The organism is Ruegeria sp. E8 (assembly GCF_056533985.1).
The window spans coordinates 63,806-81,327 of sequence record NZ_JBQFOY010000009.1; the positions used below are offsets into that span (position 1 = coordinate 63,806).

Sequence of the window (17,522 nt, forward strand, 5' to 3'; positions counted from 1 at the left end):
TCGCCGTTGTTTCCGCAGAGGCCGAGCCATGGCTCTTAGGGGATGGAACCCCCGCTTCCGCAACAGCGACGCCGTCGGCCAACATGTGGCCAAAACGGAGCAAGGCTCAACAATACCACCCTGCAATTACTCGTTACCGGCTTGAACTGCCGCCACTCACTCACAAAATCCCCCGCATATCTGAGGGATAGCCAATGTATGACATTTCAATTATGACTCAGTTATGGGAAATTTCCCCACGCTTTCCCCCGTCTGAACATCGGGCAGGCGTTTGCAGGTAACAAAGGTAAAACAATGGCAGATATCGGGGCCTATCTGAAGAAACACACGGAAGCGCTGGTCAAAGATGTTGGAATCGAAGCCGCATGTGAAATTACAGGGAAATCCAAGGCCACTTTGGGCCGGTACTACTCAGACAATGCCGAACATGCAGACAGGTTCATGCCTGTGGACGCGGTGGCGCGCCTTGAAAACGCGGCAACTTATCCGCATGTGACCTCGGCTCTGGCGGATCTGAAAAACATCACGCTGTCCTACAGCGATCGCAACACCGAAACACCGCGCACCGGTGGCGTGAACTCGGATGTCATCGCGCTCAGCCAAAGATTCGCGATGCTGATGACCGAATATCAGGCCGCGATCGAAGACGGAATCATCACCGTCAACGAAGCCAAACGTCTGTTGAAAGAAACCAGTATGCTGCAGCAGGTCCTGATTGAGATGAAGCTGCATCTGGAAGAAGAAAGCGTCAGCTAGGCTCGATCCTGACCCTATGCACTTTTGAGCGGCTGAAATCCGCCTGTGCGTGCGGCCTGCATCCCCGCACCGACAGGCAGGAAGACTGACTGCGCCGCTTGCCTCAATTCAGTCACGTCTGTCCGGTAAGGTCTGCCGCAGGCAAGATCGTCAAGGGCAGAACTCCATGCAGAAATCGCAGGGATCATACAGTATTCTCGCAGACCGGGCGGGTTTGTGGTTCTTCGCATGCGCGTGCGCGGTTTTCCTTGCTCTGATGACACTCGATGGCCATCAGGAAGGTCCGGACGACGTAATGCGCTGGGTGGTCGTGCAGGATCTTCTGGCGGGGCAAGGCTGGTTCGACGGTTACCAGCACCGGATGGGCCCCGAGGGCGGTACTCTGATGCACTGGTCCCGGCTGATCGACGCCCCGATTGCGGCACTTTACGGTACGCTTGGATTGGTTCTGGCCCCGGATGTTGCCCTGCAGGTCACAGCTTTTGTCTGGCCCGCGCTGCTGGCAGGGCTGACCCTATGGGCATTTGCTGTGACCGGAGGTGTTCTGGGCGCGCGCGCAGGGGCGGTTTCGGCGCTGGTTGTCGGTGTTCTGGTGCTCGAACATTTCCGGAAGTTCGATTATTTCTCGTTTGATCACCACAATGTTCAGATTCTGCTGTTCGCAGCGGCCCTGGCATTCTTTGTTCAACGCAAGAACAAGGCTTATGCCGGTTGGGGGCTGGGGGCGTGTCTGGCTCTTTCGGTCTCGGTCGGCACAGAATCGATTTTGCAGGTCGCAATCATCGCGGTGTTTTTTGCAATTGACTGGATCGCAAACGGTGAACCGGCCCGCCGCGCGACCATGGCCTTTGGCGCCGGGCTGACCGCGACGCTTGTACTGGTCAGCCTTGCAACAACGGGGCGTGAGGCTTTCTTGTTCCCAAGCTGCGATGCCCTGACGATCAGCGTCGCCTTACCGGCAAGCGTCGCCGCGCTTGGCCTCTGCGCTGCGGCCTGGGTCGGGTCCGGCTGGCCGCTGTGGGGCCGAATAGCTGCGTGCCTTGCGGTCGGCGCCATGACATTGATCTGCGCCTACGCTTTTGCCCCCCATTGCCTTGAGAACCCGATCGAAGCCTTGCCGCAGGACATGCGGGATTACTGGCTGAGCCAAGTGGCCGAAGCTCAAAATCTCAGCGGTGTACTGGAGCGGCACAAGGGCGAGGTGCTGGCTCTGCTCTCTATGTCCTTCCTCTCGATGGTTGCCGCTCTGGTCTTTGCGCTCAGGTCGCCGTTCAAAAAAAGTGACTATGCCCTGTTTCTGGCCCTGATCGCGGCCAGTCTGGTCGTGTTCTTTTACCAGTCCCGCATGATGACATTTCTGAGCGTTTCGCTGGTGCCCGTGCAGGCACAGATTTTGCGCGTTCTCTACGACAGCTACAAATCCAGTGGACGAAAACTGCCGGGGCTTGCGATGGTCGCTTTCGCCCTCTGCGTTTCACCCAAGATCGGCATGACCATCGAGAAACAGCTGGAAAGTTCTGAAACCCCGTCTGCGGCCGCACCCTCTGCCTCTGCCGTGCAGGCTGAACAAGATCCCGGCGCATCCTGCAAAGCGCCCAAGGCCTATGCGACCCTGCGTGACCTTCCAACAGGACGAATTCTGGTTGATTTCAACTTTGCCGCAAACGTGCTGCGCTATTCCGACCATTCTGTTCTGGCGGGCAATTACCACCGGAACCAAGCCGGTATTCTGGCCCAGATCGACCTGTATCGCTCCGACGCCTCTCAGGTCGGGCCGCGTTTGACCGAACTGGATGTGAATTATGTCATGCTCTGCACATCCGCGCCGCGGGCCGAGTTCTGGTCCTGGCTTTCACAGGGGCGCGGATTGCAAACGCGATTGGTTGAGGGCGAAATCCCCGCCTACCTCACACGAGTGGAAGGATCGGAAAACGCGGCGTTTCAGGTCTTCAGAGTGACCGCGACGCAGTAGGCCCCGCCGTCAGGCGTGGCGTTTCACGATCACTGACCCGACCGAATACCCGGCCCCGAACGAACAGATCAGGCCCAGATCGCCTTCCTGCAGGTCATCGGAATATTTCGAAAACGCGATGATCGACCCCGCAGATGACGTGTTCGCGTAGTCCTGAAGGATGTTCGGTTGCTCACCCGCCTCCGGCTCGCGGCCCAGAACCTTCTTGCCGATGAAGTCGTTCATCGTTTTGTTGGCCTGATGCAGCCACAGACGCTTCAGGTCGGTGTTGCTGACCCCTTCGGCGTCCATGTGGTCGCTGATGTGCCTGCTGACCATCGGCAACACTTCCTTGAACACTTTCCGCCCGTTCTGCATGAACTGCATGTCGCGCCGGTCGATCACCCCGTCAGGGCGCGAGCGGCGCAGGAAGCCGTTGTTGTTGCGGATATTGTTGGAAAACGCGGTGGCGCAGCGCGTCGACAGGATTTCGAAATGCGGGCCCTGCGCGTCTTCGATCCGTTCGATCAGGGTCGCCGTCGCCACATCGCCAAAGATGAAGTGACAATCCCGGTCGCGCCACTCCAGATGGCCCGAACAGATCTCGGGGTTGACCACCAGTGCCGCGCGCACCGATCCCGACCGCACCATATCCGCCGCCGCTTGGATACCGAAGGTGGCCGAAGAACAGGCAACATTCATGTCAAACCCGAATCCGGCAATGCCCAGTGCCTGCTGAATTTCTATCGCAATCGCCGGATAGGCGCGCTCGTGGTTCGAGGCCGCGCAGATCACCAGATCGACATCTGCCGCCGTGCGCCCCGCCTGCGCCAACGCTTTCTTGCAGGCATCAACCGCCATCTCGGTCATGATCCCGGGCTCCTCATCGCTGCGCTGTCGCAGCGAGGGGTGCATCACATCGGGGTCCAGAACCCCCGACTTGTCCATCACATAGCGGTTCTCGATCCCTGACGCTTTGACGATGAACTCTTCGGACGAATGCTGCATCGGCTCCATCTGACCCGCCGCGATGGCTTCGGCATTCTTTGCGTTCTGTTTGTCGGCATAGGCGTTGAACGCCTCGACAAGCTCGGCATTGGTGATGACGTTTTCTGGCGTAAAGACACCGGTACCGGTGATGGCGGGGGTATACATGGCGGACCCTGAATGTTTCGGATCTGCTCAAAATGCAGTCATGGTGAGGTTTGATCAAGATATGTTGACCCAAGGGAATGCAAGTGAATGCGCAGCTTCATATCTTGAATAGTTCAGAAATCGAAGTATATCGCCCCGGTGACTCGCGCGGAGATCCCCAATGCCAGACGATATCAGCACCAGACTTGGCCGCCTCAGCCCCGAGATTCAGGCGATCATGGGTGTCTATGCCCTCTACTGGAAACTGGAAGAGACATTTGACTGTATCGAAACCGATCTGAGCCACCCCGAATGCCACATGCTGATCAAGCTGGATCAGCCAAAGCGCATGGGGGTGCTGGCCGCGGATATGCTGAGTGTGCCGTCTGCGATCACCGCCGCTGCGGATTCCCTTGAAAAAGCAGGCTATCTGACGCGCGAACGCGACCCCGAAGACCGCCGTGCCTGGTTGCTGGTGTTGACCGAGCAAGGCGAAGAGGCCCGCAACATGCTGGTGGCCGAAGCCGGAGACCTGTTTCACAGGGCCTCTGGTCTGAACCAAGAAGAAACTGCTGAATTCGCGCGACTGGCGCGTAAAATCCGTGACAACGTTTTGAAAACGGGAATTCCCGAGGGATTGAAGAAATGAAACTCCTGACCTCTGTCGGCCTTGCTCTGGCCGTTCTGGCAAGCCCCATTGCCGCTCAAGACACCCCGAAACCGGTAAAACTCATGCAGGTGCGCGAAACGGCACCGGGCTTCACCCGCCAGTTCTTTGGCCGCGTCGCCGCGCGCCAGACCGTTGACCTCGCCTTTCAGGTCGCGGGCCAGATTGTCGAGATGCCCGTCAACGAAGGCTTCGTGATCCCCAAGGACGGCCTGATCGCACGTCTGGATCAGGAACCGTTCGAACTGCGTCTGGACCGGGCGCAACTGCAAAAGGAACAGGCCGACCGCACCGTCGCGCGCCTGTCACGCCTGCGGGGCACAACCGCCAGCCAGGTGGCCGTCGATGACGCCGAGACCGAGGCGCAACTGGCCGCAATCGCCCTGCGCGACGCGGAATACGAACTGGAACACGCAACCCTGACCGCGCCGTTCGATGCGCTGGTCTCCAGCCGCGCGGTCGAGGCGTTTACCACCGTTTCGGCAGGTGCACCCATCGTTCGCATCCACGACATGTCCGAATTGCGGATCGAGGTGGACGTGCCCGAGATCCTGTTTCAACGCTCGGGCCAGAACGATGACATCACGATCACTGCGAAATTCCCCGTCAGTGATGAGGTCTTTCCGCTGGAAATCCGCGAATTCGACGCCGAAACCTCCAGCGTCGGGCAAACCTTTCGCATCCAGTTCGGCCTGACCCCGCCCGAGGGGCTGCAAATCCTCCCCGGTTCTTCGGTCACCGTCAATGTGCAGGTTCAGGACGAACGCACCGGCATTGTCGTACCCGCGACGGCTGTTGTCGCGGATGCCACGGGTGAGCTGAGCGTCATGGTATTCTCCCCCGCTGGGGCCGATGAAGGCACCGTCCGCCGCGTTCCCGTGACCATTGAACCCACGCAGACCGGCGATGTTCGGGTACTGACGGGCCTGTCCGATGGTGACGAAGTGGTCGTGGCCGGCGGCGCGGTACTGACAGATGGTCAGGCCGTGCGCCGCTTCACCGGCTTCGCGAACTGAGGTGCTGACAGATGAACATCGCTCGTGCCTCGATTGATCGGCCGCTTTACACATGGCTGATCATCCTCATTGCCCTGTTTGGAGGCATCTGGGGGTTCACCTCGCTTGGCCGGTTGGAAGACCCGGCCTTCACCATCAAAAACGCGGTTATTGCTACGCAATATCCCGGTGCCACGGCGGAACAGGTGGCGCTGGAGGTCTCAGAACCGCTTGAATCCGCCATTCAGCAAATGGGTGAGGTGGATACGATCACCTCAGTCAACCAGCCCGGTCAATCCCTGATCGAGGTCGAGATCAAATCGACCTATGACGGCACCCAACTGCCCGACATCTGGACCCGCCTGCGGGCCAAGGTGCGCGACGCCGCACGCGGGTTGCCGTCGGGCGTCAGCCAACCTTACGTGAATGACGGGTTCGGCGATGTGTTCGGCCTGTTCTATGCCGTGACCGCCGAAGGGTTTTCGGACGCCGAAAAGCACGAACTGGCGACATTCCTGCGGCGGGAATTGCTGACTGTGGATGGCGTCGCCGATGTCGAGGTTCAGGGCTTGCCGGATGAGGCGATTTTCATCGAACCCGATCTGGCGATTTCCGTGAACCAGAACGTGCCGATCCAAGCGATCAATGACGCCATCGCCAACGCCGATTCGGTGAATTCGTCGGGGTCTCTGCGCTCTGAAAACGACCGCACCACCATTCTGACGGCCGAAGGCTCCGACAGTGTGTCGGCCATTGCTGGTCTGTCCGTCGGCTCGCAAGGGCAGGTGATCAACCTGTTTGACATGTCCGACGTCTATCGCGCCCGTCAGAACGACCCCGACATCATGATCCGTTACAACGGGACCGAAGCCTTCACCCTCGGCATTGCAGGCCTCGCCACGGAGAACATCGTTGAGGTCGGCAAGCGCGCTGACGCCAAATTTGCCGAACTGAACACCGATATCCCCTTCGGTGTCGAAATCTTGCCGATCTACCAGCAACATGTGGTGGTCGAGCAGGCCTCGAACGACTTCCTCGTGAACCTTGCCATGTCAGTGGCCATCGTGGTCGCCGTGCTGGGTATCTTCATGGGTTGGCGCGCGGCCATCGTCGTGGGCTCGACCCTGTTGTTGACCGTGGTCGGCACGCTTCTGTTCATGTCGCTGTTCTCGATCGAGATGGAACGGATTTCGCTGGGGGCCCTGATCATCGCCATGGGGATGCTGGTGGACAACGCCATCGTGGTGGCCGAAGGGATGCAGATCGCGATGCTGCGCGGTAAATCCTCGCGCGATGCCGCCGAAGATGTGGCATCGAAAACCCAGATCCCACTGCTGGGGGCCACCGTCATCGGTATCATGGCCTTTGCAGGGATCGGCCTCAGCCCCGATGCGACGGGTGAGTTTCTGTTCTCGCTGTTTGCCGTGATCGGTATCTCACTGCTGCTCAGCTGGGTACTGGCCATCACGGTCACGCCTCTGCTGGGGCATTACTTCTTCAAGCAAGGCAAAGAAGGTGAGATCGACGCTTACGGCGGTATCCTGTTCCGTGTCTACGGCGCGATCCTGCGTTTTGCGCTGCGCTTCCGCTGGTTGGTTGTTGCCGGGCTCATCGGTGTGACGGTTGTCTGCTACGCCGGGTTCGGGCTGATGAAACAACAGTTCTTCCCCAACTCGAACACGCCCCTATTCTTCGTGCACTACAAGCTGCCGCAGGGCACACCGATTGCACGCACGGCGCAGGATATGGCGGTATTCGAAAACTGGCTGGCCGAACGCGACGACGTGGTGTCCGTCACGACTTTTGTCGGTCAGGGTGCAACCCGGTTCATGCTGACCTATTCGGCGGAAAAACCGAACCCGAGCTATGGGCATATGATCATCCGCACCGAAAGTCTGGATGACATCCCGGCCTTGCAGGCGGATCTGGAAGCGTTTGGCTCCGTTCAGTTCCCCGAAGGTGAGTTCGGCACCAAACGTCTGGTCTTTGGCCCCGGCGGAGGCGACCCGATCCAGGCCCGGTTCTCGGGCAGCGATCCGGTTGTGCTGCGTCAGCTTGCCGACGAAGCCGTGCAGCGCATGGCAGAGGCTTCGCCCAACGCTCTGCTCGTCCACCACGATTGGCGCGAACAGGAACTGGCGGTGCAGCCGATCTATGCCACCGAACGGGCGCAGACCGCCGGTGTCACGCGCGAGGATATTGCCGCCACGCTGCAATTCTCGACCGATGGCATCGCGGGCGGGGTGCTGCGTGAACGTGACCGCCTGATCCCCATCATCCTGCGCCGCCCGGCGGACGGGGATTACTCAATCGTCGATCAGGTGGTGTACTCGGACCAGTCGGAGAAGTTTGTACCAATCGAACAGATGGTCGATGGATTCGAGTACAAATCACTCAATACGCTGGTACATCGCCGCGACCGTGTTCTGACCATCACCGTCGGCGCGGACATCCCGCCCGACCTGACGGCGGCACAGGTTCACGCCGAAGTGCGCGACGCGATCGAGGCCATCGAACTGCCCCCCGGATACAAGATGGAGTGGGGCGGAGAGTTCGAAGACTCGGGCGATGCGCAGGAAAGCCTGGGCAAGCAATTGCCGCTGAGCCTGTTGATCATGGTGCTGATCTCGGTCCTGCTGTTCAACGCGATCCGTCAGCCGATCATCATCTGGCTGCTGGTACCGATGTCGGTCAACGGCGTGGTCATCGGCCTGCTGGGAACCGGGCTGCCCTTCACCTTTACGGCGCTGCTAGGTCTGCTCAGCCTGTCGGGCATGCTGATCAAGAACGGCATTGTTCTGGTGGAAGAAATCGACCTGGTTCGCGCCACAGGCAAACCCCTGCGCGAGTCCATCGTCGAAGCTTCGGTCTCTCGTCTGCGCCCTGTGATGCTGGCTGCGATCACCACCATTCTTGGCATGGCGCCGCTGCTGACCGACGCGTTCTTCGTCTCGATGGCGGTCACGATCATGGGAGGGTTGGCCTTTGCGACCGTCCTGACCATGGTCGCCGCACCGGTGTTCTACCTGCTGTTCTTTAAGCGGGACGAAAAACGCGAGGCGCAGACCGCCTGAATGCAAGCATTGATCGGGTCAGGTTGAAAGGCCGGGCCCGGTCAGGTCAGATCAATGGAACAAACGGCACGTCACAGGCAGCCAGTGCGGTGAAGAGTGCGAGAACCAGAAATGTGCGCATTGTTTCATACTCCTTATGCCCGAAAAGAAATGCGCGCCCGTCGAGGTCAGGTCAACGGGCGCGCATCTTTTTGTTCATCGATAAGCCGATTGTGGCTCAGGCGGGTTATCCCTGCAGCGACTTCACCTCGACATCCCCTTCGGCCTGCGCCTTGATGGCCAGAGCGGCGGCGTGACTTGCGGCAGCGGTGGTGTAGTACGGGATCTTGTCGTAGAGCGCGATCGAGCGGATGGCCTTGCTGTCCTCAACCGCTTGCGCGCCCTCGGTGGTGTTCATCAGCAGTTGAACCTGACCGTCTTTCAACATGTCGACCACGTCAGGGCGACCTTCATAGACCTTGTTGACCACCTCGCAGGCAACACCCTGTTCTTCCAGCCAGCTTTGCGTGCCGCGCGTCGCGACAAGCGAGAAGCCCTGCGCGGTGAGAACCTGTGCCGCTTCAAGCATGGCCGCCCCTTTGTCGGCGTCCTTGATCGAGATGAACGCACGGCCCGAAGACGGCAACACCATGCCCGCACCCATCTGCGCCTTGAGGAAGGCGCGCGGGAAATCGCGGTCCCAGCCCATGACTTCGCCGGTTGAACGCATCTCGGGGCCGAGGATCGTATCAACGCCAGGGAAACGGGCGAAAGGCAGCACGGCCTCTTTGACCGAGAACCACGGCATATCCGGATCGGCCAGTGTCATCTGATCGGCGATCTTGGTGTCCTGACCTTCCTTATACGCAGGGCGCATTGGGAAATTCGCCAGTTTCTCACCGGCCATCACACGCGCGGCGATCGATGCAATCGCACTGTCAGTGGCTTTCGCCACAAAGGGCACGGTGCGTGAGGCGCGCGGGTTCACTTCGATCAGGTAAATCTCATCGTCCTTGATCGCGAACTGAACGTTCATCAGGCCGACCACGTTCAACGCTTTGGCCAGTTTGAACGCCTGATCCTTGATCTGCGCGATGATCTCTATCGACAGCGAATAGGGCGGCAGCGAACAGGCCGAGTCGCCCGAATGCACACCGGCCTCTTCGATATGCTGCATGATACCGGCAACGTGAACGTCGGTGCCGTCGCACAGCGCATCAACGTCCAGTTCCACCGCGCCTGCGAGATAGCTGTCCAGCAGAACGGGACTGTCGCCCGAGACCACAACGGCCTCGTTGATGTAGCGCCGAAGTTGATCCATATCGCGGACGATTTCCATCGCACGACCACCCAGCACGTAAGAGGGGCGGATGACCAGCGGGAAGCCGATCTCTTCGGCAATCGCCAGCGCCTGCTCATCAGTCGAAGCAATGCCGTTTTTGGGCTGTTTCAGACCCAGATCGTTGACCAGCGCCTGGAACCGCTCACGGTCTTCGGCCAGGTCGATGGCGTCGGGTGTGGTGCCAAGGATCGGAATGCCTTCGGCTTCCAAAGCGTTCGCCAGTTTCAGCGGGGTCTGGCCACCGAACTGAACGATGACGCCGTGCAGCGTGCCGTTTTCCTGTTCCTTCGTCAGGATTTCCATGACGTGTTCGAAGGTCAGCGGCTCGAAATACAGACGATCCGAGGTGTCATAGTCGGTCGACACGGTCTCGGGGTTACAGTTGACCATGATGGTTTCGTACCCGGCTTCGGTCAGCGCGAAACAGGCGTGACAGCAGCAATAGTCGAACTCGATGCCCTGACCGATCCTGTTCGGGCCACCGCCCAGAATGACAACCTTCTTGCGGTCGGACGGGCGTGCCTCACATTCGACCTCGCCCATCATGGGCGCTTCGTAGGTCGAGTACATGTAAGGTGTTTGCGCCTCAAACTCGGCGGCGCAGGTATCGATGCGTTTGAACACTGCCGAAACACCCAGATTACGGCGAGCGCGGCGGACGTTGTCTTCGTCACGGCCGGTCAGGTTGCCCAGACGCGCATCGGTGAAGCCCAGCATTTTTAGCTTGCGGAGGCCGTCTTCGGTGACGGGCAGGCCGTCTTTGCGCACCTGACGCTCGGCCTCGATGATCTCGCGGATGCGGGCCAGGAACCATGGGTCGAATTTGGTGACGCCGAAAATCTCATCATCGGTCAGACCGTGGCGCATCGCTTGTGCGATGGTGCGCAGACGGTCAGGCGTCTGTTGGCTGATCGCCTTGATCACAGCGGCCTTGTCGTCGGCTTCTTCCCAGACGCCGACGTTCAAGCCGGGGATTTCGATCTCATCAAAGCCGGTCAGACCCGATTCCATCGAAGCCAGAGCCTTCTGCATCGATTCGTGGATCGTGCGGCCGATGGACATCGCCTCACCCACCGATTTCATCGCGGTGGTCAGGTAGGGCTCGGATCCCGGGAATTTCTCGAACGCGAATTTCGGGATCTTGGTGACGACATAGTCGATGGTCGGCTCGAACGAAGCAGGCGTGACCTTGGTGATGTCGTTATCCAACTCATCCAGCGTGTAGCCCACGGCCAGTTTCGCGGCGATCTTGGCAATCGGGAAACCGGTGGCCTTGGACGCCAGCGCCGAGGACCGCGACACGCGCGGGTTCATCTCGATCACGACCATGCGGCCATCAACCGGGTTGATCGCCCATTGCACGTTCGACCCGCCGGTCTCAACCCCGATCTCGCGCAGCACGGCAATCGAGTGATTGCGCATGATCTGATACTCTTTGTCAGTGAGCGTCAGGGCAGGGGCCACGGTGATCGAGTCACCCGTATGCACGCCCATCGGATCGACGTTTTCGATGGAACACACGATGATGGCGTTGTCGGCCGTGTCGCGCACCACCTCCATCTCATACTCTTTCCAGCCCAGCAGGCTTTCGTCGATCAGGATCTGACCCACGGGTGAGGCATCCATGCCCGAACGGCAAATATGGATGTAATCCTCGCGGTTATACGCCACGCCGCCACCCGTGCCACCCAGTGTAAAGGCGGGGCGGATGATGGCAGGAAGGCCCACGGTTTCAAGGGTTTCAAGGGCCAGCGCCACACCTGCGTCCAGGTCTTTCTTGCCGCTCTCGTCCTTGGGGGCGGTCACGATCTCGGCCTTGGGGTTTTCGATGCCCAGCCGGTCCATCGCTTCGCGGAACAGGGCGCGGTCTTCGGCCATTTCGATGGCGTCGCGCTTGGCTCCGATCATCTCGACATTGAACTTGTCCAGCACACCCATCTCTTCCAGCGCGAGCGACGTGTTCAGACCGGTCTGCCCGCCCATGGTGGGCAGCAGCGCGTCAGGGCGTTCTTTTTCGATGATCTTGGCAACAACCTCGGGGGTGATCGGCTCGATATAGGTCGCATCGGCCAGACCGGGGTCGGTCATGATGGTGGCAGGGTTCGAGTTCACCAGAATGACGCGGTAGCCTTCCTCGCGCAGCGCCTTGCAGGCTTGTGCTCCGGAATAGTCGAACTCGCAGGCCTGACCGATAACAATGGGGCCTGCCCCGATGATCATGATCGACTGGATGTCGGTTCTTCTCGGCATGGCCTGGTTCCTTCGATTGTCCGCGAGTCAGGGCACTGCCCAGCGCCCAAATTGTCCTGCGTTATAGGGACCGCGCAAAAAGGTTCAAGGGGTATCGGAAACAGATGCGAAATTGCCGCTTTCCCCTCTTTCACTTGACGGAGTATTCTCTATACGGCCCCTCACGACAATTGAGGATGCAAGTGCGTATTCGTTTCGATCAGGGACCGGCCGGGCGGGGAACCCGGTTTCAGCGTCCGTCTCAGATCATCCGCGCGGATGTGGCGGAAGAGGTGCCCCAGGCCCTGGCGGCGCTGGATGAGGCGCGCGCGGGCGGTGCCTGGCTGGCAGGCTATGCCAGTTACGAGCTGGGATACGCGCTCGAACCTCGTCTGAACGCTCTGTTGCCCCAAGAACGTCGCCTGCCCTTGCTGTGTTTTGGGGTTTACGACGCACCGGACCGTGTCGCCTTGCCGTCACCTGCGGGTGAAGTCGGTGCGTTCCGTCCCCGCTGGGACGAGGCGCGCTATACCGAAGCCTTTCAAACCGTGCATGATGCCATCGGCGCGGGTGACATTTATCAGGCCAACCTCACGTTTCCGATTGATCTGACCGTCTCGGGCGACAGCGAAACGCTCTATTCTGCACTGGTAGCGGGGCAACCGGTGGGCCATGGTGCGCTGGTGCAGCAGGATGGCTTGCCCGATCTGCTCAGCCGGTCGCCCGAGCTGTTTTTCCGCACGGATGAGGGCGGACAGATCGAAACCCGGCCGATGAAGGGCACGCAACCGCGCAGCGACGACCCGGAAGAAGACGCACGGCGCCGGGCCTTTCTGACCACGGACGAAAAGAACCAGGCCGAGAACCTGATGATCGTTGACCTGCTGCGCAACGACATCAGCCGCGTCGCGCTGCCCGGGTCGGTTCACGTGCCCGAGCTGTTCCGGGTCGAAACCTATGCAACCGTGCATCAGATGGTCTCGCTGGTCCGGGCGCAGCTGCACAAATGCGCCGGGTTGGGTGAGATTCTGGCGGCGCTGTTCCCCTGTGGCTCGATCACCGGCGCGCCCAAAATCCGCGCAATGGAGATTCTGGCCGAGCTGGAGCCCTGGGCGCGGGACATCTATTGCGGCACCATTGGCTGGGCTGCGCCAGACGGTCGGTCCGAGTTCAACGTGGCCATCCGCACCTTGATGCTTGAAGACGATCACGCCACCCTGAACGTAGGCGGCGGCGTCGTTTGGGACAGCACCGCCCCGTCAGAATATGAGGAGGCGCTATGGAAAGCCCGCTTCGCCCGCCAGCTGAGCCTGGTTTCCGCCTGATCGAAACACTGGCCTTCCGGCCTGAACAGGGGTTCGTTCGTCAGGACCGCCATCTGGCGCGAATGGCGCGCACTGCGCGGGTTTTTGATATGCCGTTCAGCCCGGACGACGCGGCCCGTCTGCTGAACAGTGCAGCTGTTGATACACCGAAGCGCTGCCGACTGACGCTGGACGCGTCGGGCGCGCTTGATCTGACGACCGGAGAGCTGGCGGACAATCCGCCGATCTGGCGCGTTGCCCTCTCCGATCAGCGCCTGGCTTCGAATGATCTGTGGTTGCGTCACAAGACCACCCGCCGCGCGCTTTATGATGATGCACGCGCCGCACTGCCGGAGGGTGTCGATGAGCTGTTGTTCCTGAATGAACTGGATGAGCTTTGCGAGGGCACCATCACAAACCTGTTTTTGGAAATGCCTGATGGTCGAATTCTGACACCCGCGCTGTCCAGCGGTCTGTTGCCGGGAATACTGCGCGAAGAACTGCTGGATAAAGAAACGGTTACAGAAGCTGTCCTGACCTTGACCGATCTGAAAAACGCGCAAACTGTATACATGGGCAATTCATTGCGCGGGCTGATCCGGGTGGAGCTGATAGACACGTGACCAAAGACAGCACGATGATCGGTCCTCCGGTTGCGCTGCCGCGGCTGCGGCTGGAGTTCGGCCTGTTTTTTATCGGCCTGCCGTTGCTGATCGCCGTTCTGCTGCCACCGAACTGGATGTTTCCGGCGCTGTTTGCCCTGACCGGGCTGGGGATCGTGTTGCTGCACCTGACGCCCGGATTTCGCTGGGCTGAACTGCGCTATGGCTGGGCCAACTGGTCGCTGCGTGAAGTGGTGCTGTTCACCGCCATCATGACTGTCTTCTGCTTGGGATTGATACAGGTCACGCGCCCGGATGCCGCATTTTTCCTGCTGAAACACCGGCCCGAGATGCTGGCGTTCATCTGGGTCGGCTATCCATTGCTGTCGGCGCTGCCGCAAGAGCTGCTGTTTCGCCCTTTGTTCTTCCGGCGATATCACGCGATCCTGCCCGAGGGGCGCGCGGCCTATCTGCTGAATGCGGCCATATTCTCGTTCGCGCATCTAATGTATTGGAGCTGGATTGTCGCCCTCATGACGTTCGCGGGTGGGTTGCTGTTCACGTGGGCCTACCGGCAGCGGGGCTCTTTCTTTTATGCGGTGCTGCTGCATGCAATAGCAGGCAATATCATCTTTGCGGTGGGGCTGGGCGTCTATTTCTACTCAGGCAATGTGCAAAGGCCGTTTTGACGGGGCGACCCGCCTTGACTTTCCAAGCCTGACAGGGTGTATCGGCGCGACGAATTCTGCGCCCGAAGGGATATGATCCATGCACGCCTATCGCAGCCACACCTGCGCCGCTCTGACCGCCGCCAATGTCGGTGAAACCGTCCGCCTTTCCGGTTGGGTGCATCGTGTCCGAGATCACGGCGGCGTGCTGTTCATCGACCTGCGCGACCATTTTGGTGTGACACAGGTTCTGTGCGACGGCGACAGCGCGGCCTTTGCCGAGCTGGAAAAGGTCCGGTCCGAATGGTGTATCCGCATCGACGGCACCGTCAAAGCGCGCGATCCGGAGCTGGTGAACCCCAAACTGCCAACCGGTAAGATCGAAGTTTACGTGCGCGATCTGGAAGTGCTGGGTGCCGCCGAGGAACTGCCCCTGATGGTGTTCGGCGATCAGGAGTACCCCGAAGAAACCCGCCTGCGTTACCGTTACCTTGACCTGCGCCGCGAGGCGATGCAGCAGAACATGACCCTGCGCTCGGACGTTGTGGCATCCATGCGCAAACGCATGTGGGATCAGGGCTTCCGTGAATATCAAACGCCAATCATCACCGCGTCTTCGCCCGAAGGCGCGCGCGACTTTCTGGTGCCCTCGCGTCTGCATCCGGGCAAGTTCTACGCGCTGCCGCAGGCCCCGCAGCAGTTCAAACAGCTGATCATGGTGTCTGGATTCGACAAATACTTCCAGATTGCGCCCTGCTTCCGCGACGAAGACCCGCGCGCTGACCGCTCGCCCACCGATTTCTATCAACTCGACCTCGAGATGTCGTTTGTTGAACAGCAGGATGTGTTCGACACGATCCAACCCGTTCTGACCGGCGTGTTCGAAGAGTTCGGCGGCGGTCGCAAGGTCGATCAGGAGTGGCCGCAGATTTCCTACAAGGACTCGGCCCTGTGGTACGGCACCGACAAGCCCGACCTGCGGAATCCTATTAAAATGCAAGTGGTCTCCGACCACTTCCGCGGGTCTGGCTTCGCGATTTTCGCGAAGCTGCTGGAGCAGGAAGGCACCGAAATCCGCGCCATCCCGGCGCCGACCGGCGGCAGCCGCAAGTTCTGTGACCGCATGAATGCGTTCGCTCAGAAAGAGGGTCTGCCGGGCATGGGCTATATCTTCTGGCGCGATCAGGGCGAAGGGATGGAGGCCGCAGGTCCTCTGGCCAAGAACATCGGCCCCGAGCGCACCGAGGCGATCCGCCAGCAATTGGGTCTGGGCGTCGGCGATGCGGCGTTCTTCCTGGGTGGCAAGCCGAAAGCCTTTGAAAAGGTCGCAGGTAAAGCCCGTGACGTAATTGGTGAGGAACTGAACCTGACCGAGAAAGACCGCTTCGCCTTTGCCTGGATCGTGGATTTCCCGATCTATGAGCAGGACGAAGAAACAGGCGCGATCGACTTTGAACATAACCCGTTTTCGATGCCGCAGGGTGGTATGGAGGCGCTGAACGGCAACCCTCTGGATGTGCGCGGCTATCAGTATGACCTGGCCTGTAATGGGTATGAGTTGGTTTCAGGTGCCATCCGGAACCACAAACCGGAAATCATGCTGAAAGCCTTTGAACTGGCAGGCTATGGCGAGGATGAGGTGAAATCCCGTTTTGGCGCGCTGTTCAATGCGTTCCACTATGGCGCACCGCCGCACGGTGGTTGTGCCGCCGGGATCGACCGGATCGTGATGCTGCTGGCGGACGAGGCCAACATCCGCGAAGTCATGATGTTCCCGATGAACCAGCGCGCTGAAGACTTGATGATGGATGCGCCTTCGGATCCGACCTCGGATCAGCTGATGGAGCTTGGTCTGCGTATCATCCCCCAAGACTAAAAAGAAATCGCCCGCGTTACGCGGGCGATTTCTTTTTGAACCGATGATCGTTGGGCGTGTCAGTCCAACGGGTTTTTCAGATTGTCCCGATTGATCCGGATGGATCGTGCGACCTGTCGGGTTTGGCGATAGACCCACACGCATAACAGGGTCGCGGTGATGAAATAAGCTGTGACCATTTCAAATCGCCTCTCGCTGTTCCAGACGGTTCTGAACCATCCCGGCAACTTGGGCTGCTTGCGCCGTGATCGGTGTTCCGGTAGCGCGGGACAGTGCCAGCTTTCGCGCGGCGTCTGCCAGCGGCGTGTCATCCGCCTCACGCGCGACGCCTTGCAGGAACTGGGCTGCGTAGTCCAATGTGCGATGATCGTTGGGCCCGGTCATGACATCTGCGATATGTGCCATATCGTCCTGATAGGCCATCGGGTCAGGCCGGATGATCTCGTCACGTACGGCGTGCAGGTCACTCGGGCGCCGATCTTCGGGCAGACATTCCAGAATGGATTTCTGAAAATAAGACATTGATTTTAAAGGCTTGGACAGAAAACCATCCGCCCCGGCAGCAAGAGCCAGCCTTTTCTTGGTATCATCGCCTGACAGGCCCATGATGACGCTGATACGGGGCGCTGCGTCCGCCAGTTCGGCGATCAGGTCGGCGCCGGACCCGTCTGGCAAGCCCATATCCACCAGAATGACCGAGGGGCGATAGTACTGCAGATGGCGACGGGCCGATTTCAGGCAATCCGCACGGCGAATGCGCGCGCCGCTGTGCAGGCACATCAGGCGGATCGCATCGCAGGTGTATCGGCTGTCTTCGACAACCAGAATAGTCTGACCCAGCAAGGGCCGCGTCGCGGTGGGCGTGACGGTGGTTGTGGCAAGTAGGCCCGAATCGTCCATGGCAGCTCTCCTATCCATCAGAGGTTTCACGCTAGGAACTTCTGG

12 protein-coding genes are annotated in these 17,522 nt (G+C 59.8%); 9 read left to right on the forward strand and 3 right to left on the reverse strand.

What is annotated here, in order from left to right:
- Positions 1-294: 294 nt before the first annotated feature.
- Together ACR0LF_RS13420 and ACR0LF_RS13425 are read left to right on the forward strand one after the other, a co-directional pair.
- Positions 295-756, forward strand: coding sequence for a hypothetical protein (locus ACR0LF_RS13420; protein ID WP_480578792.1), 462 nt, complete (start codon positions 295-297; stop codon positions 754-756).
- A gap of 166 nt (positions 757-922) precedes the next feature.
- Positions 923-2,728, forward strand: a complete 1,806-nt coding sequence (locus ACR0LF_RS13425) for a hypothetical protein (protein ID WP_480578794.1) — start codon at positions 923-925, stop codon at positions 2,726-2,728.
- Between the two features lie 9 nt (positions 2,729-2,737).
- Here ACR0LF_RS13425 and ACR0LF_RS13430 read toward each other — a convergent pair whose 3' ends face one another.
- A complete protein-coding gene (locus tag ACR0LF_RS13430) occupies positions 2,738-3,862 on the reverse strand; it encodes a beta-ketoacyl-ACP synthase III (RefSeq protein WP_480578796.1) in 1,125 nt (374 codons plus the stop codon).
- Between the two features lie 160 nt (positions 3,863-4,022).
- Here ACR0LF_RS13430 and ACR0LF_RS13435 point away from each other — a divergent pair, with 160 nt between their 5' ends.
- Genes ACR0LF_RS13435 through ACR0LF_RS13445 form a run of 3 tightly spaced genes read left to right on the forward strand, consistent with a single transcriptional unit; the run spans position 4,023 to position 8,577 of the window.
- Positions 4,023-4,490, forward strand: a complete 468-nt coding sequence (locus tag ACR0LF_RS13435) for a MarR family winged helix-turn-helix transcriptional regulator (protein WP_480578798.1) — start codon at positions 4,023-4,025, stop codon at positions 4,488-4,490.
- Complete coding sequence (locus ACR0LF_RS13440) at positions 4,487-5,524, forward strand: efflux RND transporter periplasmic adaptor subunit (protein WP_480578800.1); 1,038 nt, start codon at positions 4,487-4,489, stop codon at positions 5,522-5,524. Before ACR0LF_RS13435 ends, ACR0LF_RS13440 begins: the two co-directional genes overlap by 4 nt.
- Before the next feature lie 11 nt (positions 5,525-5,535).
- Positions 5,536-8,577, forward strand: a complete 3,042-nt coding sequence (locus tag ACR0LF_RS13445) for an efflux RND transporter permease subunit (RefSeq protein WP_480578802.1) — start codon at positions 5,536-5,538, stop codon at positions 8,575-8,577.
- Between the two features lie 226 nt (positions 8,578-8,803).
- On the opposite strand, the gene carB is transcribed toward ACR0LF_RS13445, so the two are convergent.
- Complete coding sequence (gene carB, locus ACR0LF_RS13450) at positions 8,804-12,148, reverse strand: carbamoyl-phosphate synthase large subunit (protein WP_480578804.1); 3,345 nt, start codon at positions 12,146-12,148, stop codon at positions 8,804-8,806.
- 176 nt (positions 12,149-12,324) lie between these two features.
- Here carB and ACR0LF_RS13455 point away from each other — a divergent pair, with 176 nt between their 5' ends.
- The 4 genes from ACR0LF_RS13455 (at position 12,325) to aspS (ending at position 16,577) form a co-directional block, all read left to right on the forward strand.
- The gene (locus ACR0LF_RS13455; protein ID WP_480578806.1) at positions 12,325-13,452 is read left to right on the forward strand and encodes an aminodeoxychorismate synthase component I; all 1,128 of its coding nucleotides are present in this window, start codon (positions 12,325-12,327) and stop codon (positions 13,450-13,452) included.
- Positions 13,407-14,054 carry an aminotransferase class IV family protein gene (locus ACR0LF_RS13460; protein ID WP_480578808.1) on the forward strand — a complete coding sequence of 216 codons (648 nt, stop codon included), beginning with the start codon at positions 13,407-13,409 and terminating at the stop codon, positions 14,052-14,054. Before ACR0LF_RS13455 ends, ACR0LF_RS13460 begins: the two co-directional genes overlap by 46 nt.
- Positions 14,051-14,722 carry a CPBP family intramembrane glutamic endopeptidase gene (locus tag ACR0LF_RS13465; RefSeq protein ID WP_480578810.1) on the forward strand — a complete coding sequence of 224 codons (672 nt, stop codon included), beginning with the start codon at positions 14,051-14,053 and terminating at the stop codon, positions 14,720-14,722. The genes ACR0LF_RS13460 and ACR0LF_RS13465 overlap by 4 nt, the downstream gene beginning before the upstream one ends.
- 79 nt (positions 14,723-14,801) lie before the next feature.
- Entirely contained in the window at positions 14,802-16,577 is a 1,776-nt protein-coding gene (gene aspS / locus ACR0LF_RS13470; protein ID WP_480578812.1) for an aspartate--tRNA ligase, read from the forward strand.
- A 180-nt stretch (positions 16,578-16,757) separates the two neighbouring features.
- Here the strand turns inward: aspS and ACR0LF_RS13475 are convergent, their stop codons facing one another.
- Positions 16,758-17,477, reverse strand: coding sequence for a response regulator transcription factor (locus tag ACR0LF_RS13475; RefSeq protein WP_480578814.1), 720 nt, complete (start codon positions 17,475-17,477; stop codon positions 16,758-16,760).
- Positions 17,478-17,522: the final 45 nt, after the last annotated feature.